This is a genomic window from Rhizobiales bacterium NRL2 (assembly GCA_001664005.1).
GTDB lineage: Bacteria > Pseudomonadota > Alphaproteobacteria > Minwuiales > Minwuiaceae > Minwuia.
This window is the reverse complement of the sequence record CP016093.1, coordinates 4,600,195-4,625,670: the sequence shown is the minus strand read 5'-3', so window position 1 is coordinate 4,625,670 and position 25,476 is coordinate 4,600,195. Positions and strand designations below refer to the sequence as shown.

Annotated in this window: 23 protein-coding genes; 11 read left to right on the top strand and 12 right to left on the bottom strand. The window is 67.5% G+C overall.

All coding sequences use genetic code 11. The features are described 5' to 3' along the window. Nucleotides 1-52: 52 nt before the first annotated feature. The 6 genes from TEF_21615 to TEF_21590 form a co-directional block, all read right to left on the bottom strand. Entirely contained in the window at nucleotides 53-1,513 is a 1,461-nt protein-coding gene (locus TEF_21615) for a biotin carboxylase (protein ID ANK83105.1), read from the bottom strand. Further along, entirely contained in the window at nucleotides 1,510-2,301 is a 792-nt protein-coding gene (locus TEF_21610; protein ANK83104.1) for a hypothetical protein, read from the bottom strand. Before TEF_21610 ends, TEF_21615 begins: the two co-directional genes overlap by 4 nt. Before the next feature lie 71 nt (nucleotides 2,302-2,372). Then, nucleotides 2,373-4,163, bottom strand: a complete 1,791-nt coding sequence (locus TEF_21605) for an oligoendopeptidase F (protein ANK83103.1) — start codon at nucleotides 4,161-4,163, stop codon at nucleotides 2,373-2,375. After that, the gene (locus tag TEF_21600; GenBank protein ANK83662.1) at nucleotides 4,160-4,600 is read right to left on the bottom strand and encodes a hypothetical protein; all 441 of its coding nucleotides are present in this window, start codon (nucleotides 4,598-4,600) and stop codon (nucleotides 4,160-4,162) included. Before TEF_21600 ends, TEF_21605 begins: the two co-directional genes overlap by 4 nt. Nucleotides 4,601-4,658: 58 nt before the next feature. Then, nucleotides 4,659-5,102, bottom strand: coding sequence for a hypothetical protein (locus tag TEF_21595; GenBank protein ANK83102.1), 444 nt, complete (start codon nucleotides 5,100-5,102; stop codon nucleotides 4,659-4,661). Then, entirely contained in the window at nucleotides 5,099-5,569 is a 471-nt protein-coding gene (locus tag TEF_21590) for a hypothetical protein (GenBank protein ID ANK83101.1), read from the bottom strand. The genes TEF_21595 and TEF_21590 overlap by 4 nt, the downstream gene beginning before the upstream one ends. Before the next feature lie 201 nt (nucleotides 5,570-5,770). Here TEF_21590 and TEF_21585 point away from each other — a divergent pair, with 201 nt between their 5' ends. The 6 genes from TEF_21585 (at nucleotide 5,771) to TEF_21560 (ending at nucleotide 14,428) form a co-directional block, all read left to right on the top strand. Continuing rightward, nucleotides 5,771-7,219: a sigma-54-dependent Fis family transcriptional regulator gene (locus TEF_21585; protein ANK83100.1), complete on the top strand. Its 1,449-nt coding sequence runs from the start codon at nucleotides 5,771-5,773 to the stop codon at nucleotides 7,217-7,219. 137 nt (nucleotides 7,220-7,356) lie between these two features. Further along, nucleotides 7,357-8,946, top strand: coding sequence for a hypothetical protein (locus TEF_21580; GenBank protein ANK83099.1), 1,590 nt, complete (start codon nucleotides 7,357-7,359; stop codon nucleotides 8,944-8,946). Between the two features lie 109 nt (nucleotides 8,947-9,055). After that, complete coding sequence (locus TEF_21575) at nucleotides 9,056-10,549, top strand: hypothetical protein (protein ANK83098.1); 1,494 nt, start codon at nucleotides 9,056-9,058, stop codon at nucleotides 10,547-10,549. 187 nt (nucleotides 10,550-10,736) lie between these two features. Then, nucleotides 10,737-11,468 carry a hypothetical protein gene (locus tag TEF_21570; protein ANK83661.1) on the top strand — a complete coding sequence of 244 codons (732 nt, stop codon included), beginning with the start codon at nucleotides 10,737-10,739 and terminating at the stop codon, nucleotides 11,466-11,468. A gap of 150 nt (nucleotides 11,469-11,618) precedes the next feature. After that, nucleotides 11,619-13,925, top strand: coding sequence for a hypothetical protein (locus tag TEF_21565; protein ANK83097.1), 2,307 nt, complete (start codon nucleotides 11,619-11,621; stop codon nucleotides 13,923-13,925). A gap of 170 nt (nucleotides 13,926-14,095) precedes the next feature. After that, on the top strand, nucleotides 14,096-14,428 hold the full coding sequence (locus tag TEF_21560; protein ID ANK83096.1) for a hypothetical protein: 333 nt from the start codon (nucleotides 14,096-14,098) through the stop codon (nucleotides 14,426-14,428). A gap of 52 nt (nucleotides 14,429-14,480) precedes the next feature. On the opposite strand, the gene TEF_21555 is transcribed toward TEF_21560, so the two are convergent. The 6 genes from TEF_21555 to TEF_21530 form a co-directional block, all read right to left on the bottom strand. Continuing rightward, entirely contained in the window at nucleotides 14,481-14,690 is a 210-nt protein-coding gene (locus TEF_21555; GenBank protein ID ANK83095.1) for a hypothetical protein, read from the bottom strand. A gap of 12 nt (nucleotides 14,691-14,702) precedes the next feature. Then, nucleotides 14,703-15,464, bottom strand: a complete 762-nt coding sequence (locus TEF_21550; protein ANK83660.1) for an ABC transporter ATP-binding protein — start codon at nucleotides 15,462-15,464, stop codon at nucleotides 14,703-14,705. Then, nucleotides 15,452-16,204, bottom strand: a complete 753-nt coding sequence (locus TEF_21545; GenBank protein ANK83094.1) for an ABC transporter ATP-binding protein — start codon at nucleotides 16,202-16,204, stop codon at nucleotides 15,452-15,454. Before TEF_21545 ends, TEF_21550 begins: the two co-directional genes overlap by 13 nt. A 12-nt stretch (nucleotides 16,205-16,216) precedes the next feature. Next, complete coding sequence (locus tag TEF_21540) at nucleotides 16,217-17,368, bottom strand: ABC transporter permease (protein ID ANK83093.1); 1,152 nt, start codon at nucleotides 17,366-17,368, stop codon at nucleotides 16,217-16,219. A 4-nt stretch (nucleotides 17,369-17,372) separates the two neighbouring features. Next, nucleotides 17,373-18,401, bottom strand: coding sequence for an ABC transporter permease (locus TEF_21535; GenBank protein ID ANK83092.1), 1,029 nt, complete (start codon nucleotides 18,399-18,401; stop codon nucleotides 17,373-17,375). 87 nt (nucleotides 18,402-18,488) lie between these two features. Continuing rightward, complete coding sequence (locus tag TEF_21530) at nucleotides 18,489-19,841, bottom strand: branched-chain amino acid ABC transporter substrate-binding protein (GenBank protein ID ANK83091.1); 1,353 nt, start codon at nucleotides 19,839-19,841, stop codon at nucleotides 18,489-18,491. 212 nt (nucleotides 19,842-20,053) lie between these two features. Here TEF_21530 and TEF_21525 point away from each other — a divergent pair, with 212 nt between their 5' ends. From TEF_21525 to TEF_21505, 5 genes are all read left to right on the top strand, one after another. Then, entirely contained in the window at nucleotides 20,054-21,634 is a 1,581-nt protein-coding gene (locus TEF_21525; GenBank protein ID ANK83090.1) for a hypothetical protein, read from the top strand. A gap of 112 nt (nucleotides 21,635-21,746) precedes the next feature. Continuing rightward, nucleotides 21,747-22,115 carry a two-component system response regulator gene (locus TEF_21520; GenBank protein ID ANK83089.1) on the top strand — a complete coding sequence of 123 codons (369 nt, stop codon included), beginning with the start codon at nucleotides 21,747-21,749 and terminating at the stop codon, nucleotides 22,113-22,115. Between the two features lie 14 nt (nucleotides 22,116-22,129). Beyond that, the gene (locus TEF_21515; GenBank protein ID ANK83088.1) at nucleotides 22,130-22,402 is read left to right on the top strand and encodes a hypothetical protein; all 273 of its coding nucleotides are present in this window, start codon (nucleotides 22,130-22,132) and stop codon (nucleotides 22,400-22,402) included. Further along, on the top strand, nucleotides 22,389-25,106 hold the full coding sequence (locus TEF_21510; GenBank protein ANK83087.1) for a sodium:solute symporter: 2,718 nt from the start codon (nucleotides 22,389-22,391) through the stop codon (nucleotides 25,104-25,106). The genes TEF_21515 and TEF_21510 overlap by 14 nt, the downstream gene beginning before the upstream one ends. Nucleotides 25,107-25,183: 77 nt before the next feature. Further along, complete coding sequence (locus TEF_21505; GenBank protein ANK83659.1) at nucleotides 25,184-25,471, top strand: hypothetical protein; 288 nt, start codon at nucleotides 25,184-25,186, stop codon at nucleotides 25,469-25,471. Nucleotides 25,472-25,476: the final 5 nt, after the last annotated feature.

Here is a 25,476-nt window from a genome sequence, read left to right as displayed (position 1 = left end):
CGCGCGACCACGTCCAGCATTTCGCCGTCCACAACTGCCATCCGCCGCATCGTCAGTTCCTCCAGTCGCCGGCGGCTTCCTGGATCGGAAGCGCGCGTTCCGGCGCCGCCGTCGGCCCGGCGCATGCGGCCAGCGCGCGCAGCGCCAGCCGGTCCCGCGTCTCCGGGGCCAGCGGGGCAAGGGCGAGAGCTTCGCCGTGCTCGTCGATGAAGCCGGTATGGACTTCGGCGGCCATGAAGGCCGGATGCTCCAGCACCCGCTTCAGGAAGAACTGGTTGGTGGTGACGCCCAGCGCCGTCAGTTTGCCGACAGCCTGCGCGCAGGCGCGGACCGCAGCCTCCCGCGTCGGGCCGGAGACGACCAGCTTGGCGATCATCGGATCGAAGTCGGCGGTAACCTCGCCGCCGGTCTCGATTCCGCTCTCCCAGCGCACGCCCGCCGGCGGCTCCAGCAGGAGCAGGGTTCCGGCCGCCGGCAGGAAGCCGGCGTCGGCGTCCTCGGCATAGATACGGACCTCGACCGAATGGCCCTCGAAGCGGATATCGGCCTGGGAGAACCTGAGTTCCCCGCCCGCGGCGATGGCGAGTTGTTCCGCCACCAGGTCGACGCCGGTGATCTCCTCGGTTACCGGATGCTCCACCTGCAGGCGGGTGTTCATCTCCAGGAAGTAGAAGGCGCCGTCGGGCGCCACGATGAACTCCACCGTGCCGGCATTGCGGTAATTGCAGGCTTCCGCGAGCTTCACCGCCGTTGCCTCGATCTCCCGCAACAGCCCGTCGGGCAGGGCGGGGGCCGGCGCTTCCTCGACGATCTTCTGGAAACGGCGCTGGATCGAGCAGTCGCGGGTGCCGAGGTGGATCGCCTTCTTGCCGTCGCCCAGCACCTGCACCTCGACATGGCGCGGATGGTCGACATAGCGCTCGGCGTAGACGCGGCCGTCGCCGAAGGCGCGCTCGGCCTCGGAAATCGCGGATTCGATGGCCTGCTTCAGCTCGGCGTCCTCGCGGACGATGCGCATGCCCTTGCCGCCGCCGCCGGCCGCCGCCTTGATCAGCAGCGGCGTGCCGATCTTCGCCGCCGCCTCGGCCAGCTTCGACGGATCGTCGGCCTCGGCGGAAGGGGCCAGCGGGACGCCATGCTTCTCGGCGAAGGCGCGGGCCTTCTGCTTGTCGCCCATCAGTTCGATCGCGTCCGCGTCCGGCCCGACCCAGATCAGGCCGGCGTCCTTGACGGCGCGGGCGAAGCGGGCGTTCTCCGACAGGAAGCCGAAGCCGGGGTGGATGGCGTCCGCGCCGCTCTGTTTCGCCGCGGCGATGATCTGGTCCATGTCCAGATAGGCCTGGACCGGCGGGGTGCCCTGCAGTTCGACGGTCCGGTCCGACAGCGCCATCCACGGTGCGCCGGCGTCGACGGGATGATGGACGGCGACGGTCTCGATGCCGAGGCGTTTGGCCGTGCGCTGGATGCGCTGGGCGATCTCGCCGCGATTGGCGATCAGGAGTCGCTTGATCATTTGTTGGGCCAGTCGGGTTCGCGCTTCTGCTGGAAGGCGGCGAAGCCTTCCTTGCCGTCCTCGGTGCCGGCCATGATCGGCAGCATCAGCTGGGTGTACTGCTGCGCCTCGCGGATCGGCATGTCCTGGATGGCGTGATAGGCCAGCTTGCCCAGCCGGATGGCGGTGGGCGAGCGGCTGGTGATGTCGGAGAGGAAGGCGTCGAGCACGGCGTCGAGGTCGCCGGGATCGGCCACCGCGTTCAGCAGCCCCTCCTCATAGGCCTTCTCGGCGCTCCACGGCACGCCGCGCATGCACAGTTCCAGCGCCTTCCGGCGCGGCAGGACGCGCAGCATGTAGGGCAGGATGGTCATGGGAAACAGGCCGACGCCGACTTCCGGCGTTCCCAGCCTGGCGCCCTTCACGCCGACGGCGAGGTCGCAGACGCAGACCAGGCCGAAGCCGCCGCCCAGGGCATGGCCGTTGACCCGGGCGATGATCGGCAGGGTACAGGCTTCGAAGGCCTCGAACATCTCGGTCAGCTTGAGCTGCGGCCGGGCCGGGTCCGTCTTGAACGGGCTGCCGTCCGGCTGGGGCGAGAGATCGCCGCCGGCGCAGAAGACCTTGTCGCCCGCGCCCGTCAGCACGATGGCGCGGACCTCATCGTCGGCCTGTGCGGCCTTCAGCGCCGCCGCGATGCCGCCGGTGACATGGTCGTTCAGCGCATTGCGCCGGTCCGGCCGATTGATGGTGATGCGGAAGACCGGCCCATCACGGCCGGTCTTCACCACGTCGCTTTCCTCGGTCACGTCCCCTCCCCAGGGTCTGCTCGGAGCGGGCGGCAGTATGGCGAGCCGCCCGATGGTACGCAAGCGTACTATCAGGTAGCCGGGACGGGCCCCTGCATTGCCTCCAGCTCGTCGATGAAGCCTTCGATCAGCGTGAGACCACGCTGCCAGAACTGCGGGTCGCTGGCGTCCAGGCCGAAGGGCTGCAGCAGGTCGCGGTGGCGCAGCGTGCCCCCGGCCGAGAGCATTTCCAGGTACTTCTCCTGGAAGCCTTCCGGTTCGGCCTGGTAGGTCTGGTAGAGCGCGTTCACCAGGCAGTCGCCGAAAGCGTAGGCGTAGACGTAGAACGGCGTGTGCACGAAATGCGGGATATAGGCCCAGTAGACGCCGTAATCGTCGCCCAGGTCGAAGACGGGGCCCAGGCTCTCGCGCTGCACGTCCAGCCAGATCCCGCCGATCTCCTCCGGCGCCAGTTCGCCCTCGCGGCGCTTGTGGTGCAGCCTGCGCTCGAATTCGTAGAAGGCGGTCTGGCGCACCACGGTGTTGATCATGTCCTCGACCTTGGAGGCCAGCATCAACCGCCGCCGCTCCGGGGTCTCCGCGCCGGCCAGCATGGACTGGAAGGTCAGCATCTCGCCGAACACGGATGCGGTCTCCGCCAGCGTCAGCGGGGTGTCGCACATCAGCGGCCCCTGCTTCGCCGCCAGCACCTGATGGCAGCCATGGCCCAGTTCGTGGGCCAGGGTCATGACGTCCCGGACCTTCCCCTGATAGTTCATCAGCAGATAGGGATGCGCGCTCGGCACCACCGGATGGGCGAAAGCGCCGGGCGACTTGCCCGCCTTCGGCGCGGCGTCGATCCAGGGCTTGTCGAAGAAGCTCCGGGCCACGTCGGCCAGTCCGCCGGAGAAGCGGTCATAGGCGTGGAGCACGGTCTCCACCGCCTCGTTCCACGGGATCTGCGCGTCGTCATTGTCGGGCAGCGGCGCGTTGCGGTCGTGATGCTCCAGCTTCTCCAGACCCAGCCACTTCGCCTTCAGCGCGTAGTAGCGGTGCGAGAGCCGCGGAAAACTGTCGAAGACGGCGTCGCGCAGCGCGTCGACCACTTCCGGCTCCACCTGGTTCATCATGTGGCGGCCGTATTCGGGCTGCGCGATGCCGCGCCATTCGTCCTCGGTCTGCTTGTCGCGGATCAGAGTGTTGGTGATCAGGGCGAACAGCCGGACGTTGTCGCCCAGCACGCGGGAGATTTCCGCGGCGGCTTCCTGGCGGACCTTGCGGTCGCGGTTGGAAAGCAGGTTGATGGCGTCCTGCGACGGCATCTCCTTGCCGCCGACAGTGAAGACCAGCCCGGCCATGGTCTGGTCGAACAGCCGCGTCCAGGCGCTGTAGGCGGTGATGGATTTCTCGTGGAACAGGCGCTCCAGTTCGTCGGAGAGCACGTGCTTGCGCATGGTCCTGAGGTCGCGCAGCCAGGGACCGTAGTGGGCCAGGGCGGGCGACGCGGCCATGCGCGCCTGCAGGTCGTCTTCCTCCAGGTGATTGATCTCGATGGAGAAGAACAGGAGTTTCGCCGTGATCCGGTTCACCTTCTCCTGCGTCGCCTGGAAGAAGCGCACCCGGGCGCCGTCCTGCATGTCGGTGCAGTAGTTGAGGAAGGAGAACGCCATCAGCCGCCCGAAGCGGTCCTGCAGCGCCTCGTAGCGCGCGATGCCCTCGGCCAGGGCATCGCCGGCGGCATCGGCGATGCGGCCGTTGAGGTCGGCGCGCAGCCGGTCGGCCTCGGCCTCGCACCAGCCGAAGTCCGCGTCGATGGCAGGATCGTCGACGCCCTGGTAGAGATCCCGCAAATCCCATGCGGGCAGCGCGGACATCTCGTTCATTGGTTTCCTCCGGTTTCATACATGGAGCTTTCCCGCTCCGGCAACAGCATGTACGTGCAGCTTGCCAAGGCAATGGGATCGTTCTCGTCGTGATAGGCGACGGCGGAAATGAAGGCGACCTGGCGGGTGATGCGGCGGCATTCGGCCTTCGCGATCACGTCGTGGCCGGGCGTCGCCGGCTTGAGATACTCGACCCTGAGATCGATGGTCACGCAGGGCACGTAGTGGCCGATGGCCGAGTGCATGGCCACGGCGCAGAGATTGTCGATCTGCGTGGTGATGGCGCCGCCGTGCAGGACCCCGGTGTCGGGATCGCCCACCAGCCGGTCGGCATAGGGCAGGCGCGAGACCGCGACCGGCCCGTCCAGCGACATGATGCGGATGCCCAGCGACCGGATATGCGGCAGGGTATCCTCCAGTTGCTGCATGCCGGCCATGTCGACTGCCGGAAAGCGCCGCCATTCGGGGCGCGGTTCGACCACCAGGCGCATGGTGTCAATCCTCCTCGGCGGGCAGCAGGAAGTGGGCGTGGGCCGCCGCCACCGGCTTGGCGCGGTCGGCCTGCCAGGCCTCGATGCGGACATTGGCGATCCGCCGGCCATGCTTGGTGATGGTCGCCTGGGCGAAGGTTTCCACCACCCGCGCCGAACGCAGGTACTCGACCGTCAGGTTGATGATCTTCGGCACCTGCCGGCTTTCATGGGCCCAGATCAGGTGGATGATGGCCGCCGATTCCAGAAAGGCGCCGACCACGCCGCCATGGATCGCCGGCAGCACGGGGTTGCCGATGATGTGGTCGCTGCCCGGCATGCGCACGATGGGGCCGTTCTCGTCGTGATCCACCGTCAGGCCGAGAAAGGCCATGTAGGGGATCGATTCCAGCACATCCTGATACTCTCCGGTCTCGCGGGCGCGGGCCACGGCGTCGGCGATGCTCATTCTGTCTTCTCCCGTGCGGCGTATTTCGGGGCGTTCGCCCCCAGCATGAAGGTGGCGACGGCGTTGGCGATGGGATCGCCTTCCGCCTGGTAGGCGCTGGCCCGGATGAAGGCGATGGAGCGGGTCATGCGATAGACCTCGCCGGTGGCGAAGACGTCCCTTTCCGGCGCCGCGGGCTTCAGGTAATCGATGCGCAGGTCCAGCGTGGCGATATCGGCCAGTTCGCGCAGATGAGTGAACAGCGCGTAGCCGCAGGCGGAATCGATCAGCGTGGTGATGGCGCCGCCATGCAGCACCCGTTCCTTCGGATCGCCGATCAGCTTCTCCTGCCAGGGCAGCTTCACCGTGACCCGCTCCTTCGAGGCCTCGACCAGCGACAGGCCCAGCGCGCGGAATTGCCCTTCGCTGGTCTCCGCCATCATCCTGACCTTGTCTTCCCAGCTCATGCTGGATGGATCGACCGCCATGGGGCGTGTCCTCCGTGATCCGTGTGGGGTCTCCGGCCGGCGTCTCGGCATCGCCGCCCGGCATTTCCCGGAACATAGAGTGCGCGCGGGCGCCATGCATCAGGAACCGGCGCGTTCAATGGTCGCCCGGCGATGTGTCAGATTGATACAGCGGTGTATCGATGCTAGCCTGTCCCAGAATGGCATGGTCCGGGGAGCGGCATGGCGAAGACCGTACTGATCGTCGACGATGATCCGACCCAGTTGCGGCTGCTTGAGAGCGTCGTGGCGAAGGCGGAGTTCCGGGTCGAGAAGGCGACCGGCGGCGCCGAGGCGCTGAAACGCCTGACTCAGGGCCGCCGAGGCGACATTGACGTGGTGCTGCTGGATCTGGCGATGCCGGAGATCGACGGCCTTGAGGTGCTGGAGCGGGTCCGGCCGCAGCATCCCGACCTGCCCGTCGTCGTCCTGACAGCCCATGGCGGCGTCGACACGGTGGTCAAGGCGATGCGCGCCGGCGCCTCCGACTTTCTGGTCAAGCCCGCCTCGCCCGAACGTATCCGGGTCACGCTGGAGAACTCGCTGAAGCTGAAGACGCTGACCGGCGAGATCTCGCGGCTGACCCGCAAGATATCCGGCGAGCTCGGATTCGACGACCTGGTGGCGCGGAGCCCGGCGATGACATCGGTCATCGACCTGTCGAAGCGCGCCGCCGCCTCCACCATCCCCATCCTGATCGAGGGTGAATCGGGCGTCGGCAAGGAGCTGGTCGCTCGCGCCATCCAGGGCTCCAGCGAACGCGCGCGCCGGCCCTTCGTCACCGTCAACTGCGGCGCGATCCCGGAGAACCTGGTGGAGAGCGTGCTGTTCGGCCACGAGAAGGGCTCCTTCACCGGCGCGACGCACCGGAATATGGGCAAGTTCCAGGAAGCCTCCGGCGGTACGCTGTTTCTCGACGAGATCGGCGAACTCAAGCTCGACATGCAGGTCAAGCTGCTCCGCGCCCTGCAGCAGGGCGAGGTCGATCCCGTCGGCGCCGCCAGCCCGGTCAAGGTCGACATCCGGCTGATCTCCGCCACCAACCGGGATCTGGCGGAGATGGTGCGCGAAGGCGGCTTCCGCGAGGATCTCTATTACCGCCTCAACGTCTATCCGATCCTGATTCCCCCGCTCCGCGACCGGGTCGGCGACATCCCCCTGCTGGTCGAGCACTTCACCCGCACCTTCGCGGCGAGCGAGAACAAGCCGATCCGGGGCGTCGCGCCGGAAGCCATGGAACTGCTGGAAAGCCATGACTGGCCCGGCAATGTCCGTCAGCTGGAGAACACCATCTTCCGCGCCATCGTGCTGGCGGAGAGCGAGATGCTGACGCTGGACGACTTCCCGCAGCTGACCGGCGCCGGACATCGGCCGCGCCGGACCGCCGACGCCGAAACCGGCGCCGACATCGGTATCACGTTCGCCGCCCAGCCGGACCGCGTCGGCCTGCTGGATGCGCAGGGCCATGCACGGCCGCTGGCCGAGGTGGAACTCGACATCATCCGCAACGCCATCGACCGCTATGGCGGCCAGATGTCGGAGGTCGCCCGGCGGCTGGAGATCGGCCGCTCTACGCTCTACCGCAAGCTCAGGGAGATCGAGGCGGCCGACCACGGCCAGGCGGCCGACTGAGCGCCCTGCGCGGCAGGGCCGATGCACGAAAAGCGGGCGGCGCGCGCCGGCATTCCGGGCAACTGCCCGTCCGGGCGTCACAATTCAGAAATATTTAAGGTCGGTATCCTAGCTTTCGTCCATGGCCCACACGGACGATGGACCCCGAAATGTACAATGATGCCGACAAGCTGGCGCGTATGGTGCCGGTCCTGCTCGAGGCGCTGGACTGCATGCCGGACGGCTTCGCCCTATACGACAAGGACTTCCGGCCTCTGGTCGTGAACCGGGAGTCTCTCAACCGCTTCCCCATTGCCTTCGACACCCTGTCGAAGGGCGGCACCTTCCTGGAAGCCAACCGCCGCGGCATCCGGGAAACCCGTCCGGACATTCCCGAGGAAAAGGCGGAGAGGATGGTACGCCGCCTCACCGAAACCCTCGAGGCGGGCGAGACGGTCGACCTGGAGACCCAGAACGGCCGCATCGTGCGCACCCGCTTCCGGGAGATGAGTGAAGGCCGCCGCGTCGCCATCTCCGTCGACATCACCGAACTCCGGGCGCGCGAGAAGGAACTGGAGGAGGCGCGCAGGGCCGCCGAGGCCGCCAACGAGACCAAGTCCGCCTTCCTCGCCAATATCAGCCACGAGATCCGCACGCCGCTGAACGGCATCCTCGGCATGTCCCAGATGCTGTGCAAGGCGAACCTGCCGCCCGATCAGAAGCGTCAGGCGGAGACCATCGCCGAGTCGGGCCAGATGCTGATGGACCTGCTGAACGACGTTCTCGACCTCTCCAAGATCGAGGCCGGCCGGCTGGACATCGATCCGCGCGACGGCGACCTGGGCGATGTCATGCGCGGCCTGCGCCGCCTCTGGCAGCCGGGCGCCGACGAGAAGGGCCTGACCCTGTCGCTGATGCTGGACGCCGACCTGCCGAAGCGCGTCGTGTTCGATCCCGTGCGCGTGCGCCAGTGCGCCAACAACCTGATTTCCAATGCCATCAAGTTCACCCAGAAGGGCCGGATCCAGATCGTCGTCACCACGGAAACGGGCGACGACGGCGAGCCGATGATCCAGATAGAGGTCAGCGACAGTGGCTGCGGCATGGAAGAAGAGACGCTGGCGCGTCTGTTCCATCCCTTCACCCAGGCCGACTCGTCCACCTCCCGCAAGCATGGCGGCACCGGCCTCGGTCTCTCCATCACCCGCCGCCTGGCGCGGATGATGGGCGGCGACTGTGTCGCCGAGAGCACGCCGGGCCGGGGTTCGACCTTCCGGCTCAGCTTCCGCGCCGACCCCGTCATCCCCTCCCGGCCGCTGCAGGAGATGGGCATGGTCGACGAGACGGGCCAGCCCATCGACCCGGAACGCTGCCGCGGCCTGCGCGTGCTGCTGGTCGACGATCATCTGGTCAACCGCAAGGTCGCCAGCCTCTATCTCGAGCCCTATGGCTGTGCGGTGACGGAGGCCGGCAACGGCCAGGAGGCGCTGGACCGGCTTTCGGCCCAGACCTTCGACATCGTCCTGCTGGATGTGCACATGCCGGTCATGGACGGGCCTGAGACGATCAGCCGGATCCGCCAGGCGGACGCGCCCTGGCGCAAGGTGCCGGTGCTGGCGCTCACCGCCGACGCGATGATGGGCGACCGCGAGCGCTATCTGGCCATGGGTATGGACGGCTATGTCGCCAAGCCGATCGCCGAACGCGAACTGGTGGGCGAGATCGTCAGGGCGGCGCGGTCGCACTGACCCGCCGGCGCACCGCGCGGTCATGCAGAAGCGTTAAATCCGTCACACGCCGGAGCCGGGCCCCGTGCTAGGATCGGTGCCGACCCGAAGTCCTCTCGAGTGCCCGGCCATGTTCCGCTTTCCGCGTGTGATCCTGTCCGCGATCATTCTCGCCCTCGTCCCGCCCATCCAGGCCCATGCCGTCGAGAAGCCGCCGGAGGACGCCGCCGCGCCGCCCGTCCAGCCCGGGGACATGGTGGCGAAGGCCTGGGCGCTGACCCTCGCCGAGGCTGCGGAACTGGCCGCCGAGGTGCTGCGCTACCGTGTCGCCGACCAACAGCACGACCGGATCCGGCAGGTCGTCCGTTTCACCCACGTCACGCCGGAGGGCGCCTTCATGCTCGGCCTGGTGGAGCCGCGGCTTCTGCGCGCCTCCTTCGGCCGTCAGGGCGGCGTGACCTTTCATGTGGAGATGCTGGGCGCCGGGGGCGCCGGCGACGCCGCCCGCGACGCCCTCGCCGCCGAACTGGACGCGGCGCTGCAGCAGGAGGCCGCCCGCCGGCATGTCCCCGTCGTCTCCGTGATCTGGCCGGAGGTTCTGAGCGACCGCGCCGAGATCGTGGAGGCCGAGCGCACCGTGCCGCGGCGTGCCGACGTGTTCGAGAAATTCATCCGCCGCCGCCCGCCCGATCCGGTCGAGGGTGTCTGGCGCCGCCATGACGGCCAGGTGCTGGTCGGCATCTACCGCAACCTGGAGGCCCCGGGCCGGATCTACCACGCCATGGTGCTGGAGGCCCCGAAGAACGGGGCCTGGCGCACCGGCGAGATCAAGTTCGAGATGGAACTGCTGGAGGAAGACCTGGCCAGCGGGCCGCTGTTCCGCGACGACCGCGCCCGCGCCGATATCGTCTGGCGCGTCGAGCGCGAGAACCTGGTCGCCCTGAACGGGCCCGAGGGCGCGGTGCGCTATGTCCGGCTGGGACCGCGGATCGACTTCGACCGGGAGCCGCTGCACAACGGCACCGGCTGGGTGGCGACCGCCGAGGGCCACGTGGTCACGAATTTCCACGTCATCAAGGACGCCGCCGAGATCCGCGTCGGCTTCCGTGAGGGTCCCTGGCGGCCGGCCCGCGTGGTCATCGCCGACGAGCGCATGGACCTGGCCGTGCTGGAGGTCGAGAATCCGGACATTCTCGGCCCGCCGCTGCCGCTGGCGGCCGGCCCGGCCTATCCTGACGGGGCCGAAGTGACGGTACTGGGCTATCCCCTGGCGCGCCGGCTGGGCGAGAAGATGAAGGTCACCACGGGCGTGGTGAACGGCCAGAACGGCGACAAGGGCGACCCGACCCGGCTGCAGCATTCGGCGGCGACCCAGCCCGGCAGCAGCGGCGGCCCTGTGGTCGACCGCCACGGCAATGTCGTTGCCGTCTCCGTCTCCCATCTGAAGGGCGGCGATGTCGAGCAGGTCAACTTCGCCATCAAGATCGGCTATCTGCGCCTGCTGCTGGAGGGCTTCGGCATCACGCCACTGCATGCCGCCGAGACGCCGGCGCGGGCGCCCGATGTGATCGCCGCGGATCTGAGAGGCTCGGTGCTGCCGGTCTGGACCACCCGGGACGACTAGGCGCGGGCGTGCACGGCCGGCGGCGCCGTGCTAGGACGGGCGCGCAACGGCAGGGGAGGCCGGAGAGCAGATGACCGAAACGCACGGAACCGCGACGGTGGCCGGGGAGGCCGCGACAGTCGAGACGGTGATGAACTACTCCAGCGAGGCTGGCGGGCCCATCGGCTACTACTTCTACGAGCCGGAGGTGCGGGAGAATTTCCGTCCCGCGGGCCAGGACCGCCGAAGCGTCCTCGTCGAGGACGCCTGGCCGCAGGCGGACCGGCTGTCCGCCGACGTGGAGGGCTTCGAGGTCCATCCCTTCGAGGGCGGCTTCGACGCCTTCGAGAATGACGAGACGGTACGCGACGCGTTCTACCCGCAGGCCGTCGACTTCGTGAAGCGCCATACCGGCGCGCGGCAGGTGGTGGTCTTCGACCACACGCTGCGCCGCAAGCGCTCCCAGGATATCCGCACGCAGACCGAGGTGCAGCGCCCTGTGGTGTTCCTCGCGCACTGCGACTTCACCCCCCGCTCGGGCCCGCAGCGTGTGCGCGACATCATGGGCGGCGAAGCCGACGCGCTGCTGGCGCGGCGCGTGGCGTTCTACAATGTCTGGAAGCCCCTCTACGATCCGGTCGAGGAGTTCCCGCTGGGGCTGTGCGATGCGCGGAGCGTGCCCGACGACGACTTCCTGGTAATGCACCTCAAATATCGCGACCGCGACGGCGAGATCTACACGCTGCGCCACTCCTCCGGCCACCGCTGGCGCTACTTTCCGGGTATGGCGCCGGACCAGGCGCTGCTGCTGAAGACCTATGACAGCGAGACCGACGGCCGGGCGCGCTTCATGGGCCACAGCGCCTTCGACGACCCGAACTCGCCGCCGGACCGCAAGCCCCGGCAGAGCATCGAGATCCGCACCATGGCGTTCTTCTAGCTACGGCCACGGCCCGGCCGCGGCGCGGCCGATCACGACAGCGTGAGAGGCCGGTGCGGGTTAAGTCCTTTCTTAACCCGGATGTCGTCAGTTAAGAGACGAACTCAACATTGACGGGAGAATCCTCCGTCATCTCCCGTTGCGTCGTGCATGGTCGTGGATCAACTGCCGGGCGGCTGGAACTTGGACTTTTTCGATCATATCGGACGGGATCGGACCGACGTGGGCGCGGCTGAACCGGGCCTTCTCGTGGTCGGGCAAAACGGCAGCATCGCTTTCGCGAACGACCGCTTCCGCGAGATTCACGCGCTCCCCCGCCACCTCATGCTGGTCGGCCTCGACTACGCCGCGATGGCGCAGAACCTGGCGGACCATGTCCACCGCCTGGGCCTTGTGGGTGATGCCGGGGCCTTTCGCCGGACCTGCTTCCCGGAACCCGATGACGCCGGCGAGGGGAGGATACAGTTCGAATCGGCGGCGATCCGGATCGAGGTCGAGGTCACGGTCATGGCCGCGGGCGGGTTCGTTCTGATTCATCGGGTGCTTCAGGACCGCGAACAGCTCCGCCGCATCGAGGCGATCGAACGGCGCTTTGCCGACGTCATGGAGGCGTTCGCGGACTGGTACTGGGAGACGGATGCGGACCACCGCTTCGTCTATGTCGGCAATCCGGTGGACGAACACACGCTGTTGCGTGTCGACGAGTTTGTCGGTCTCCGCCGCTGGGAGGTGCCCGGTATTGTCGAAGCGCCGGACTCCGCTTTCTGGCTGAAGCACCGCAGGGCACTGGACAACCGCGAAACCATTCGCGACTTCCGCTATTCGCGGCGGAACAAGGAAGGCGGCCTGGCGCACTTCAGCGTCGACGGCAAGCCCGTCTTGAACCGCGCGGGCGAGTTCGTCGGCTATCGCGGCGTTGGGCGGGAGATCTCGCATCTGGTCGAGATGGAGCGTCGCGTCGCAGAGAGCGACCGGCGGTTCCGGGATATCGTCGAAGGTTCGCTCCAGGGCGTCATGGTTCATGTCGAAGGCAGGATCGTCTTCGCCAATCCGAAGATTGCCGAGATTCTGGGATACGAGCGCTGCAACGAACTGCTCGAGCTGGATTCGGTGCACGAGCTCTTCTGGCCGGACGAGATACCTCGTCTGGAAGCCTACCGGCAGGCGCGGCTGAAGGGGGAGGACGCGCCGGAAAACTACGAACTGCGGGCGAAGCGCCGAGACGGGACCATGATCTGGGTGGAGAACCGCGCCCGCGTCATCGAGTGGGAGGGACGTCTGGCGGTTCTTGCCACGATCTACGATGTCACGGAAAGGAAGACGGCGTGGCGTGAGCTCGAGCGCACGGAACAACGCCTGGCCGGCATCCTCGACATCGCACCGGAGGCGATCATGTCGGTCGACGAACAGAGCCGCATCCGGATCTTCAACAAGGGCGCGCAGCGGCTGTTCGGCTATGCGGAAGAGGAGATGCTGGGCCAGCGGGTGGAACGGCTGATGCCCGAGCGGTTCCGCGATCTTCACGAGAAGCGCATGGCCGAATTTGCGCACTCCGACATCGTCAGCCGCCCGATGAACCTGCGCGGCGAGATCATCGGGCTCAGGCGCGACGGCGCCGAATTTCCGGCCGAGGCCTCGATCTCCAAGCTGAAGCTCGACGGGCACTGGCTGTTCAACGTCACCATCCAGGACGTCACCGAACGCAAGCGCGCCCAGGCTGATCTGATCGCGGCGCGCGAGGCGGCCGAGGCGGCCAACCGCGCCAAGTCCGAGTTCCTTTGGAACATGAGCCACGAACTGCGCACGCCGCTGAACGCCATCATCGGCTTCGCAGAGCTGATAGGCGGCGAGATGTTCGGCCCGGTCGGACAGCAACGCTATGTCGACTACGCCCGGGACATCCATGTCAGCGGCCAGCACCTGCTGGCGCTGATTAACGAGATCCTCGACCTGTCCAGAATCGAGGCCGGCGTCGTCGAACTGCACGAGGAGGCCGTCGACGTCGCCGCCGAACTCGACGGCGCGGTGCGCATGCTGGAGCCGCGCGCCCGGCGCGAGCGCAAGACCGTGCGTGTCGCCGTGCCCCGGGATCTGCCCCGGGTGCGGGCGGACGCGCGGATGCTGCGCCAGATCTTCATCAACCTGATCTCCAACGCCGTGCAATACAGCGAGGACGGCGGCGAGATCCGGATCGGGGCCGGCCGGACGGACGGCGCGCGCATGGCGATCACGGTGGCCGACGACGGCGTCGGCATTCCCGAGGAGGACATGGAGCGCATCTTCCGCCCCTTCGCCCGCGCCAGTCAGGTTTCCTCGAAGGAGAACCAGGGCTACGGCCTGGGGCTGCCGCTGGCGCGCAAGTTCTGCGACCTGCACAGGATCGCGCTGGACATCGACAGCGCTGTCGGCGTCGGCACCACGGTGCGCCTCGACGTGCCGCCGGACCGGGTTCTCTAGATCAATCGGATTCTGTTGACGTCCTCGGGCTAGACCCTAGGACCTGTGTCGTGGCGCGGCCGGGCGCCCAGGCCCTCGGATCAAGCCTGCCTCGGACGTGATCCGGGGTTCGATGGCGACAATTTTGAGCGGTTCAATCAAACACCGGAACACCCTAGCCTGCCGAAGACATGGAAAAGTTCGCCGCCCTGCTGCTCGTCGCCACCCCGCTTGCGCTGATGATCCTCGCCTGGAGGATGGGCACGGTGTCGCCGCTCCGCCGCGCGATGCTGCTCACCGGCGGGGCGCTGATCGCCGTGCTCCTGTACCAGCTTTTCGTGCTCGGCTATGTCGAGACCGAATCCACGCTTCTGGTTGCGCTTCTGGTGTTGGTCCTATGGTGCGGCATCCTGCTGTTCGATCCGGCCGCCTGGGTCGTCTGGTCGCTCTTCGTGCTGGCGACCCTTCTGGCGGCGGCCGTGGCCTGGTTCCTGGCCTTCTTCCGCATGACCCGCCTGTTCTGAGCGGCGCGCCGCTGTCCGGACCGTCCTCACGCGGCGTGTCCACGCTCCGGAATCAATCCTCTTCCAGCAACCGCTCGATGCCGCGGTCCAGGCGCGCGCAGTCGGTCAGCGCCATGTCGACGAAGCGCCGTCGCTCCGAGGGCGGCAGGTCGGGGCAGTCGCGCAGGATCTCCAGCAGACCGCGGATCGTGGTCAGTGGAGTGACGAAATCGTCCTCCAGGCTGGCGGCCCGCGCTTCGGCTTGCGGTTTCCGCGCCGGCATGACGACCTCCGATCAGATGGCCAGGTATTCCTGCCTGAGCTCCGCGTTGTCGAGAACCTCCGCGGCGGTGCCGGCATAGGCGACCTGGCCCATGTCCAGGATGATGGCGCGGTCGGCCAGTTCCAGCGCGGCGACCGCGTTCTGCTCGACGATGATGGTGGTGATGCCCAGTTCCTTGATCTCGGCCACGATCTTCTCGATCTCCTGAACGATCACCGGCGCCAGTCCCTCATAGGGCTCGTCCAGCAGCAGCAGCTTGACCTCGCGCGCCAGGGCGCGGGCCACGGCCAGCATCTGCTGCTCGCCGCCCGAGAGGGTCACGGCTTCCTGGCGGCGGCGCTCGGCGAGGCGGGGGAAATGTCCGTAGATCCGCTCAAGCGACCACCCGGCGGGCTCGGCGATCTGCGCCAGCTTCAGATTCTCCTCGACGGTGAGGCCGGCGATGATGCGCCGGTCCTCCGGCACCAGGCCGACGCCGAAGCGCGAGGCCTGATAGGCCCGCATCCGGTGCAGCGCCTTGTCCTCGAGCCAGATCTCGCCGCTGACGAGCTGCGGATTGTCGAGGCGCGCGATGGTGCGCAGCGTCGAGGTCTTGCCGGCCCCATTGCGGCCCAGCAGCGCCAGCACTTCGCCTTCGCGGATGTCGAAGCTGACCTTCTGGACGATGTAGCTCTCGCCGTAATAGCCCTCCAGATTCCGGCAGGAGAAATAGGCGCGTTCCGGCGCCGCGGCGGGCCGCTGGGCGTTGGTTTCAGTCGCGCTCAATGGTGCGATCCTCCCAGATAGGCTTCCTGTACCTTCGGATTGCCCCTGATTTCCTCGGGCCGGCCCTCGGCGATCACCGTGCCCTGGGCCATCACGCTGATGCGGTCGGCAAGGCTGAAGACCACGTGCATGTCGTGCTCGATGACCACCTTGGTGATGTGGGTACCGACCTTCTGCAGCAGTTCGACGGTATTGTTCGTGTCCGCGCGCGACATGCCGGCGGTCGGTTCGTCCAGCAGCAGCAGCTTCGGCTCCTGCACCAGACACATCGCCATTTCCACCCGGCGCTTGTCGCCCCGCGAAAGGCTGGCGACGATCTCGTCCTTGTGGTCGATCAGCCCGATATCGGCCAGCACGCCCTCCGCCCTGTCGCGGATTTCCGCGCGGCCCCGGATGGAACCCCAGGCGTTGATGCGGAAGGCGCCGTCGAACTTCGCGAAGGCCGGAATCATCACGTTCTCCAGCACCGACATCTCGGTGAACAGCTCGGGCGTCTGGAACACGCGCGCCACGCCGGCCTGGTTGATCTGGTGCGGCTTGATGCCGAGCAGCGAGGTGCCGTCGAAGTCCACCGAACCCGTATCCGGCATCAGCCGGCCGACGAAGCAGTTGAGCAGCGTCGACTTGCCGGCGCCGTTGGGGCCGATGATGGCGTGGACCTTGCCCGCCTCGACTTCCAGGTTGACCGCGTCCAGGGCCTTCAGCCCGGCGAAGGACTTATTGACGTCCGTGACCTTGAGAATGCTCATCGCTGCCGCTCCCTATTCGGCGGCTTGCGGCGCGGCGGCGTCGCCGTTCCGGCCCGTGCGCGTCACGATCAGCCGGCGCAGCCGCGAGAAACCTTCCATCAGGCCGCCGGGCAGGAAGATCACGATCACCATGAACAGCACGCCCAGGGTCAGGTGCCAGCCCTCGCCGACGAACAGGGCGGAGAGTGAGACCATGACGTCCCGGAGGCCGTCGGGCAGGAAACCGAAGACGGCCGCCAGGATCTGGTCGTTGAAGGCCGAGAAGATGTTCTCGAAATACTTGATGAGGCCTGCGCCCAGGACCGGGCCGAGCAGCGTGCCCGAGCCGCCCAGGATGGTCATCAGCACGACCTCGCCGGAGGCCGTCCACTGCATGCGCTCGGCGCCCGCAAGCGGGTCGGTGACCGCCAGCAGCCCGCCGGCCAGGCCGGCGTACATGCCGGAGATCACGAAGGCGGTCAGCGCGTAGGGCCGGGTGTTCAGGCCGGTGTAGTTCATGCGGTTCTGGTTGGACTTGACCGCGCGCAGCATCATGCCGAAGGGCGAGCGGAAGATCCGCATCGAGATGTAGAAGCAGATGATCAGGATGACGCCGCAGAAGTAGAAACCCGGATAGCCGGTCATGTCGATGCCGAAGAGGTCCGAGGACGGCAGCACCGCGCCGTAGTCGCGGCCGAAGGCGACATCGAGCACGCGCGGGTCGGACTGGGTGAGCTGCAGTCCCGTCTCGCCGTTGGTGATCGGCGTCAGCACCGAATACGCCAGGTTGTAGCACATCTGCGCGAAGGCCAGCGTCAGGATGGAGAAGTAGATGCCGGACCGCCTGAGCGAGATGTAGCCGATCAGCGCCGCGAAGGCGCCGCCCAGCAGGGTGGCGAGGATGATCGCCGGAATCGGGTTCATACTGAGCAGCTTGAAGGTCCAGACCGCGGTGTAGGAGCCGACGCCCAGAAAGGCGGCGTGACCGAAGGAGAGATAGCCGGTCAGGCCGAACAGGATGTTGAAGCCCATCGCGAACAGGCCGTAGATCGCGAACTTCTGCAGCAGGTCCGGATAGCCGGCGCCGAAGGGCTGCAGGATGATCGGCCCCGCCAGCACGAATGCGGAAAAGCAGATCAGCAGGATCAGGTCGCCGCGGGGCGAGCTCTCGGTGACGGTAGTCATTGGCTCAGCCCTCCATGACGCCCTTGCGGCCCATCAGGCCGCGTGGACGGACAAGAAGGATCACGACGGCGATCAGGTAGATGATGATCTGGTCGATCCCGGGCAGGATGTTCTTGACCTCGTTCATCGAGGCGAAGGACTGCAGGATACCCAGTACGAAGCCGGCGGTGACCGCGCCGGGGAGCGAGCCCATGCCGCCCACGACGACGACCACGAAGCTGAGGACCAGGAAGTCCATGCCCATGTGATAGTCGGGGCTGAGGATGGGCGTGTACATGACGCCGGCGAGCCCGGCGACGATGGCCGCGATGCCGAAGACGATGGTGAAGCGGCGGTCGATGTCGATGCCCAGCAGGCCGACGGTCTCCCGGTCGGCCATGCCGGCGCGGACGACCATGCCGAAGGTGGTGAACTGCAGGAAGGCAAACACGGCCCCGATCACGCCCAGCGAGAACAGGAAGTAGACCAGACGCCAGGTGGGGTAGACCACGTTGCCGGCGTCGAAGCCGATGGCGGCGCCGAAGTCGAGCATGCCCTGGGCCGCGTCCGGCGCCGGCTGAGGTATCGGGTTGGCGCCGAACTGCGCCTTGACGATTTCCTGCAGCACGATGGCGAGGCCGAAGGTGACCAGGATCTGTTCGGCGTGCGGGCGCTTGTAGAAGAAGCGGATCAGCCCGCGTTCCATGGCGATGCCGATCAGCAGCATGATCGGTATGGCGATGATGATCGACGCGGGTACGGAGTAGTCGAGCAGCAGCAGGCCGAAATCGCCCAGCAGATCCTCGACATAGGGCGTGCGGATCTCCACCGGCGAGCCCCATGCGGTCTTCTCGGTCGGGTGCAGGGCGACCTTCTCCAGGCCCAGCAGCGCCTTGACGCTGACTGCGCAGAAGGCGCCCAGCATGAACAGCGCGCCATGGGCGAAGTTCACCACGCCCAGCGTGCCGAAGATGATGGTCAGGCCCAGCGCGATCAACGCGTAGGCGCCGCCCTTGTCCAGGCCGTTCAGCAACTGCAGCAGGATCACGTCCATCGGTGGGCCCTTCGGTCGGAAAGAGCAGGTTGCTCCGGCGAAACGCCGGAGCAACCTTGCCAGTTCTGGAGAGGAGGAAGGCTCTTCTTAGGCGGAGCCATCATTGTACGGGCCGAGCTCGCCGCCCAGCATGCTGGCCGGATATTCGACCTGCGCGCGCGGCGTGACCTCGACGACCTCGAGAACGTCGAACTTGGACGACGGGTTCTCCTTGCCCTTCACGACCAGCACGTCCTTGAAGCACTGGTGATCCTCGGCGCGGTACTCCGTCGGGCCGTTGCCGAGACCGTCGAACTCGAAGCCCTCGAGCGCCTTGCCGACCTCGGAGGGCCGGAAGGAGCCGGCGCGCTGGCAGGCGTCGGCGTAGAGGATGGCCTGGCAGTAGGTGGTGTGCGCGGCCTGGCTCGGCGGGAAGCCGTACTTCTGGCCGAAGGACTTGACGAAGGCCTGCGAGCCCTCGTCCTGCAGCGACCAGTGCCAGTTCGTCGAGCCGAAGATGCCCTTGACGTTCTCGCCCGCGCCCTGGGCCATCAGGCGGCTGTAGAGCGGGACGACGATGGCGAAGTCCTTGCCGTTGACCTGCTTGTCGCGCAGGCCGAACTGGACCGCCTGGGTCAGCGAGTTGACCATGTCGCGGCCGTAGTGGTTCAGCACCAGCACGTCGGCGCCGGAGTTCAGCACCGGCGTGATGTACTGCGAGAAGTCGCCCGCGCCAAGCGGGGTGCGGACGGCCGCGACCGTCTCCCAGCCGAGCTGCTCGGTGTACTTCTTGATCGAGCCTTCCTGCGACCAGCCCCAGGTATAGTCGGCGGTCAGGTGGTAGGCCCTGCGGTCGGTGCCGAAGTTGTTCTTCAGCACCGGGCCGAGCGCGGCGCCCGACATCTCGGTGTTGAAGAAGTGGCGGAAGCCGTTGGCGCGCTTGTCCTTGCCGGTGGTGTCGTTGGAGTGCGTCAGGCCGGCCATGAAGATGACGCCGGCGTCCTGGCAGAGACCCTGGACGGCGATCGCCACGCCCGACGAGGAGCCGCCGGTGATCATGATGGCGCCGTCCTTCTCGATCATCCGCTTGGCCGATGCGCGGGCGGCGTCCGACTTGGTCTGGGTGTCGCCGGTGACGTAGACGACCTTCTTGCCGTTGATGCCGTTGCCCTGCAGCGCCTTCGACGAGAAGGTGTTCAGCATGCCACCGTCGCCTTCGCCGTTGATGTGCTCGACCGCCAGCTGGTAGGCGCGCAGCTCGTCCGCGCCCTCGTCGGCATAGGCGCCCGTCTGCGGCACGTTGAAGCCGAAGGTCACGGTGCCGCCCTTCGGTTCGTTGGTGTAGCCGGCCGCCCAGGCTTGGCTGGAGAAAATCGTCGGCGCCACGATGGCGCCGGCGCCGAGCGCCGTGCCGGTCTTCAGCAGGCTGCGCCGCGACAGGCTCTTGTCGATGATCTTCATTGGGTTCCCTCCCGTGGGGATATCGTTTGAAACGACTTGCTCTTGTCGCCCGGATCTGCGCATCCAGACCCACCAATTCGTAAAACACCGGGTCAATTCCGGCAATTAGTCATTGAAAAACTTCAATAATTTTGTAAAATTCACCAACAGAGGGGGCGCTGTTCTGTAAAGAATTGACTGCGGGGAGGCGCCGGGAACAGGGGAGCAGGGTCATGCAGGTGGCCGGACCCGTCGGGATCAGGGTGCGTCAGCGCCGCAAGGAGCTGGGTGTCACGCAGGTCGCGCTGGCCCAGCGCATCGGCATCTCGCCGTCCTATCTGAACCTGATCGAGGCCGACAAGCGGGCGGTCGGCGGCCGTCTGCTGAAGAAGCTGGCGGACGCCCTGGAACTGCAGCTCGACGTCCTGACGGGCACCACCGAGCGGCGCCTGATCGAGCGGCTCGGGGAGCTGGCGGCCGACCCGTCGCTGGCGGGCCTGCGCATCGATCCCGGCAGCGCCAACCTGCTGGTCAGCCGCCATCCGGACTGGGCCTCCGCCCTGCTCGCCCTGGCGCGCCTCCGGCGCGACGCCGAACAGCACGCCGCGGCGATGAGCGACCGCCTGGCCCAGGATCCGGCGCTGGCCGGCGCGGTGCATCAGGTGCTGAACCATGCGGCGGCGGTTCGCTCCACTTCCGAGATCCTTACCAATGTCGACGATCTGACCGCCACCCAGCGTCAGCGTTTCGTCGACATCATACTCTCCCAGAGCGGGGAACTCTCCACCCTCGCCCAGGAGCTGGTCGAGCGTTTCGGATCCGCCGGCGCGGGACCGCGCTCGCTCTCGCCGGCCGAGGAGGTCGACGACTTCATCATCCAGAACCGGTCCCACTATCCGGCGCTGGAGGACCTGGCGGCGGACCTTCGCCGCCGCGTCCGCCCCGAAGGCGCGTTGGAGGACGGCGCGCTGGCCGGCCATCTCGAGGAGCGCTTCGGCGTCGGGATACGTCACCAGTCGGCGCTGGAGGCCGATCTCGGCCGTTTCCGCAATCTCTGCCACTATGACGCCGGGGCCCGGACGCTGACCTTTCTCGACAACGCGCCGGCCTCGACCCGCCGCTTCCAGCTTGCCCGGCTGCTGGTGCGCCTGTCGGAGGCGGCGGCCGTGGCCGCGGCTGCGCGCGACGAACTGCTGTCAAGCGACGAGGCGCGGACCCGCGCCTTCGAGGCGCTGACCTCCTACACCGCGGCCGCCATGCTGGCGCCCTATGACGCCTTCCTGGAGGACGCCGAACGCTTCCGCTACGACGTGGAACTGCTGCGTCAGCGCTACGCCGCCAGCGTCGAGCAGGTCTTCCAGCGCCTGGTCTCGCTGCGCCGGCCGGATGCTGAGGGCATTCCCTTCGCCTTCTTCCGCGCCGATCCCTCGGGCCATATCAGCAAGCGCTTTCCCGTCGCCGGCCTGCCGATCCCGCGCTCGGGCAATGGCTGTTCGCTGTGGCCGCTCTACAGCGTCTTCCAGACGCCGGGCCGGGTGATCCGGCAACTGGCGGAGTTTCCCAATGGCAGCCGCTACCTTTTCGTCGCCCGCACCATCCGCCACGAGCCGGGGCTGTTCCACGAACAGCCGTTCCTGCGCTCGGTGATGCTGGCCTGCGACGTGGTCTATGCCGACCGCACGGTCTACGGCGACGGCCTGGATCTGGCGAAGCGGCAGATGGCGACGGCGGTCGGGCCGGCCTGCCGCCTCTGCCCTCGCCGCGCCTGCATCCACCGCGGCGAGGAATCGGTCCTGCGCGCGCGGGAGGATTGAGTACCGGCCGCGCGCGGGAGGATTGAGTACCGGCGCGACTTCGTGTTCGCTAGACTTCGAGGGAACCAACCGGGCGCGCCAAGAACGTCCGGATCAGCGGGAGGGAAAGGATGTGGCGACCGAGGTCCTGATCGCCGAGGACGAACCGAACATCGTCGAGCTGCTGACGTTCATTCTCGAGCGCGCCGGCTGCCGCGCCCGCGCCGTCTATGACGGCGATGCCGCGATCGAGGCGCTGCGCGGCCTGCGGCCCGACGTGATGATCCTGGACCTGATGCTGCCCAAGCGGGACGGCTACGACGTGCTCAAGGCGGTCCGGGGCGACAGCCGCCTCAGCGACCTGCCGGTCGTGATGCTGACCGCCAAGGGTCAGGAGAAGGACCGCAAGGTCGCCGAATCGCTGGGCGTGAGCGCGTTCATCACCAAGCCCTTCTCGAACCAGGACGTGGTCGACTGCGTGATCGGCCTGGCCGGGCGCTAGGGAGGACGGTGCCCATGGACCGTCAGAAGCTCCGCGACGCCGCGCTGGTCCTGCCGGCGGCGGGGCTGATCCTGATCATGCCGCCGTTCGCCGGGCTGTTCGTCGGCGGCGGGACAATCGCCGGCGTCCCGGCGGTGGTGCTCTACGTCTTCGGGGTCTGGGCGGGCCTGATCGCGCTGGGCGTTCTGCTGTCGCGGCGGCTGGGCCGGGCGGAGCGCCTGGCGATCGAGGACGCGGCGGCGGAAATGGAGGCCGAGGCGGCGGAGGCGGGCGATGCTGACCGCTGACGCCGTCATCGTCATCGCGCTCGGCTATGTCGGCTTCCTGTTCCTGCTGGCCTGGTTCAGCGACCGCATGACCCGCCGCGGCAACCGCTGGATCACCAATTCGCCGCTGATCTACACGCTGTCCATCTCGGTCTACTGCACATCGTGGACGTTCTACGGCGCGGTCGGCTCCGCGGCACGCGGCGGGCTGGAGTTCGTCACCATCTATCTCGGGCCGACCCTGATCTTCATCGGCTGGTGGTATCTGCTGCGCAAGCTGGTGCGCATCGGCCACGTCCATCGCATCTCGTCGATCGCCGACCTGATCTCGTCGCGCTTCGGCAAGTCGAACACACTGGCCGTGCTCGTCACCCTGATCGCGGTGGTCGGCACCACGCCCTATATCGCGCTGCAGCTCAAGGCCGTGACTTCCAGCTTCGCGGTGCTGAGCTCGGCCAACGATCCCGACTTCGTCGAACTCACCGCCGCCGCCGGCGATTTCGAGGGCGCGCTCTGGGTGGCGATGGGCATGGCGCTGTTCACCATCCTGTTCGGCACCCGCAATCTGGAGGCCAACGAACAGCACCCGGGCGTGGTCGCCGCCATCGCCTTCGAGGCGCTGGTCAAGCTGCTGGCGCTGGTGATGGTGGGGGCCTTCGTGATCTTCGCCGCAGGCGGCATGGGGGAGCTGTTCGACAATGACAGGGCGCGGGCGTTGCTGCAGCGCGAGGACATGTTCGGCGGCCGCTGGGCGGCGCTGACCTTCCTTGCCGCCGCCGCCATACTCTGCCTGCCCCGCCAGTTCCAGGTCACGGTGGTCGAGAACTCGCACGAGGCGCACCTGCAGACCGCCGGCTGGCTGTTCCCGCTCTATCTGCTGCTGATCTGCCTGTTCGTGCTGCCCATCGCCCTGGCGGGGCTGACCATGCTGCCGGAGGGCGCGGACCCGGACATGTTCGTGCTGACCCTGCCCATGGCCGCCGACCAGGACATGCTGGCGCTGTTCGCCTTCATCGGCGGCTTTTCCTCGGCGACGTCCATGGTGATCGTGGCCTGCATCGCGCTCTCGATCATGATCTCCAACCACATCGTCATGCCGGTGGTGCTGCGCATGCCCTGGCTCGGCTTCAACCGCTCCGGCGACCTGAAGACGCTGGTGCTCAACAGCCGCCGCTTCTCCATCGTCCTGGTGCTGGGCCTGGGCCTGCTCTACTACCGCTTCTCCGCCCAGAACGAGGCCCTGGCTTCCATGGGTCTGATAGCCTTCGCCGGCGTCGCCCAGTTCCTGCCGCCCATGCTGGCGGGCCTCTACTGGCGGCGCGCCACAGCGGCCGGCGCCAAGCTGGGCCTGGTGGGCGGGGTGCTGCTGTGGATCTACACCCTGCTGCTGCCCAGCCTTGCGGCCGAGGGCAACATGGTCGCCGGCATCGTGCGCGACGGCCTGGGCGGCTACGCCTTCCTCCGGCCCCAGGCCCTGTTCGGCCTGACCGACATGGACCCGCTGGTTCACTCGGTCGTCTGGAGCCTGACGGCCAATGTCGTGCTGCTGGTGGCCGGGTCGCTGTTCAGCGAGCCGCAGCCGCTGGAACGGCTGCAGAGCGCGCTGTTCGTCAACGTCTTCCGCAATCCGGCGGGCAATGAATCGCGCGCCCTGGTGCGCACCGCGGCGATCGACGATCTGCGCATCCTCACCCGGCGCATCCTGGGCGCGGAGCGGGCCGACCGGCTGTTCCGGGAGTTCGCCGTCCGCCAGGGCCATGGCGACGAGACGCCGACGCCCGACGCCTCCTTCATCGCCCATCTGGAGCGCGAGATCGGCGGCAGCGTCGGCGCCGCTTCCGCCAGAGTGATGATCTCGGAGGTCGTCTCCGGCGAGACCATCAGCTTCGACGAGCTCATTCGCATGGTCGACGAGACCCAGCAGGTGATCGAGTACAGCCAGGCGCTGGAGGCGAACTCGCGCGCGCTGGAGCGCACTGCCGGCGAACTCAGGCGCGCCAACGAGCGGCTGATGCGCCTGGACAACGAGAAGGACGACTTCCTCAGCCAGGTCAGCCACGAGCTCCGCACGCCGATGACCTCGATCCGCTCCTTCGCCGAGGTGCTGATGAATGCCGGGGATCTACCCCCGGAGCAGGCGCGCCGTTTCGTGCGCATCATCCACGACGAGAGCATCCGCCTGACCGGCCTGCTGAACGAGATCCTGGACCTCAGTCATCTGGAGCGCGGCGAGGTCAACTGGAAGATGGAGCTGCTGGACCCCGAGGCCGCGGTGGAGCGCGCCATCTCCGCCTGCGAGGGACTGGCTGCCGATTCCGGCGTCCGTATAGAGCATGAGGACGCGGGGCTGCTTGCGCGCGTCAATGGCGACCGGGACCGTATCGCCCAGGTGCTGATCAACCTGATTTCCAACGCCATCAAGTACAACGACAACCCCGAACCCTGGGTGCGCATCGCCTGCGAGACGGCGGACGGCGACTACCGCGTCCATGTCGAGGACAACGGCCCCGGCGTCGACGACGTCGAGGCCGATCACCTGTTCTCCAAGTTCGCCCGCGGCTGGCGGCAGATCGAGCGGGGCCGGTCCGGCACCGGTCTCGGCCTGGCCATCAGCGCGCAGATCGCCCGGCGGCTCGGCGGCCGGCTGGAACTGACCCGCAGCGACGGGACGGGAAGCTGCTTCAGCCTGGTTCTGCCGCTGGCCCGCGTGGCAGCAGCGGAATGACGCTCTCGATTGCGTCCGCGCCGCCGCTTCCCAGATTGTGAATCGTCGGAACGATGCAGATTGCGGAGGACCAGGCCATGACCGCCAACGACGCCTATCGAAAGAAGATGGAGGCCCGGCTGGAGGCCATCGACGCCGAGATGGATCGTCTGAAGGCCGAGGCCAAGGGCAAGGAGGCCGACGCCCAGCTGGAATATGCCGAGAGTCTTTCGGATCTGAAGTCGCGCCGCGCCGAGTTCCAGCGCCGCATGGATGATCTGCGCCAGGCCGGCGAATCCGCGCTGGGCGATATCCAGGCGGGGGTCGAGAACGCCTGGAAGGATCTCGATGCGGCCATGGAGCGCGCCCGCACGCGCTTCAGATAGGGCTT

Coding starts and splice junctions, on each gene's coding strand:
- TEF_21615 (ANK83105.1), bottom strand. CDS start 1,513: ATGATCAAGCGACTCCTGATCGCCAATCGCGGCGAGATCGCCCAGCGC.
- TEF_21605 (ANK83103.1), bottom strand. CDS start 4,163: ATGAACGAGATGTCCGCGCTGCCCGCATGGGATTTGCGGGATCTCTAC.
- TEF_21600 (ANK83662.1), bottom strand. CDS start 4,600: ATGGCCGGCATGCAGCAACTGGAGGATACCCTGCCGCATATCCGGTCG.
- TEF_21595 (ANK83102.1), bottom strand. CDS start 5,102: ATGAGCATCGCCGACGCCGTGGCCCGCGCCCGCGAGACCGGAGAGTAT.
- TEF_21590 (ANK83101.1), bottom strand. CDS start 5,569: ATGGCGGTCGATCCATCCAGCATGAGCTGGGAAGACAAGGTCAGGATG.
- TEF_21585 (ANK83100.1), top strand. CDS start 5,771: ATGGCGAAGACCGTACTGATCGTCGACGATGATCCGACCCAGTTGCGG.
- TEF_21580 (ANK83099.1), top strand. CDS start 7,357: ATGGACCCCGAAATGTACAATGATGCCGACAAGCTGGCGCGTATGGTG.
- TEF_21575 (ANK83098.1), top strand. CDS start 9,056: ATGTTCCGCTTTCCGCGTGTGATCCTGTCCGCGATCATTCTCGCCCTC.
- TEF_21565 (ANK83097.1), top strand. CDS start 11,619: ATGGTCGTGGATCAACTGCCGGGCGGCTGGAACTTGGACTTTTTCGAT.
- TEF_21560 (ANK83096.1), top strand. CDS start 14,096: ATGGAAAAGTTCGCCGCCCTGCTGCTCGTCGCCACCCCGCTTGCGCTG.
- TEF_21555 (ANK83095.1), bottom strand. CDS start 14,690: ATGCCGGCGCGGAAACCGCAAGCCGAAGCGCGGGCCGCCAGCCTGGAG.
- TEF_21545 (ANK83094.1), bottom strand. CDS start 16,204: ATGAGCATTCTCAAGGTCACGGACGTCAATAAGTCCTTCGCCGGGCTG.
- TEF_21540 (ANK83093.1), bottom strand. CDS start 17,368: ATGACTACCGTCACCGAGAGCTCGCCCCGCGGCGACCTGATCCTGCTG.
- TEF_21535 (ANK83092.1), bottom strand. CDS start 18,401: ATGGACGTGATCCTGCTGCAGTTGCTGAACGGCCTGGACAAGGGCGGC.
- TEF_21530 (ANK83091.1), bottom strand. CDS start 19,841: ATGAAGATCATCGACAAGAGCCTGTCGCGGCGCAGCCTGCTGAAGACC.
- TEF_21525 (ANK83090.1), top strand. CDS start 20,054: ATGCAGGTGGCCGGACCCGTCGGGATCAGGGTGCGTCAGCGCCGCAAG.
- TEF_21515 (ANK83088.1), top strand. CDS start 22,130: ATGGACCGTCAGAAGCTCCGCGACGCCGCGCTGGTCCTGCCGGCGGCG.
- TEF_21510 (ANK83087.1), top strand. CDS start 22,389: ATGCTGACCGCTGACGCCGTCATCGTCATCGCGCTCGGCTATGTCGGC.
- TEF_21505 (ANK83659.1), top strand. CDS start 25,184: ATGACCGCCAACGACGCCTATCGAAAGAAGATGGAGGCCCGGCTGGAG.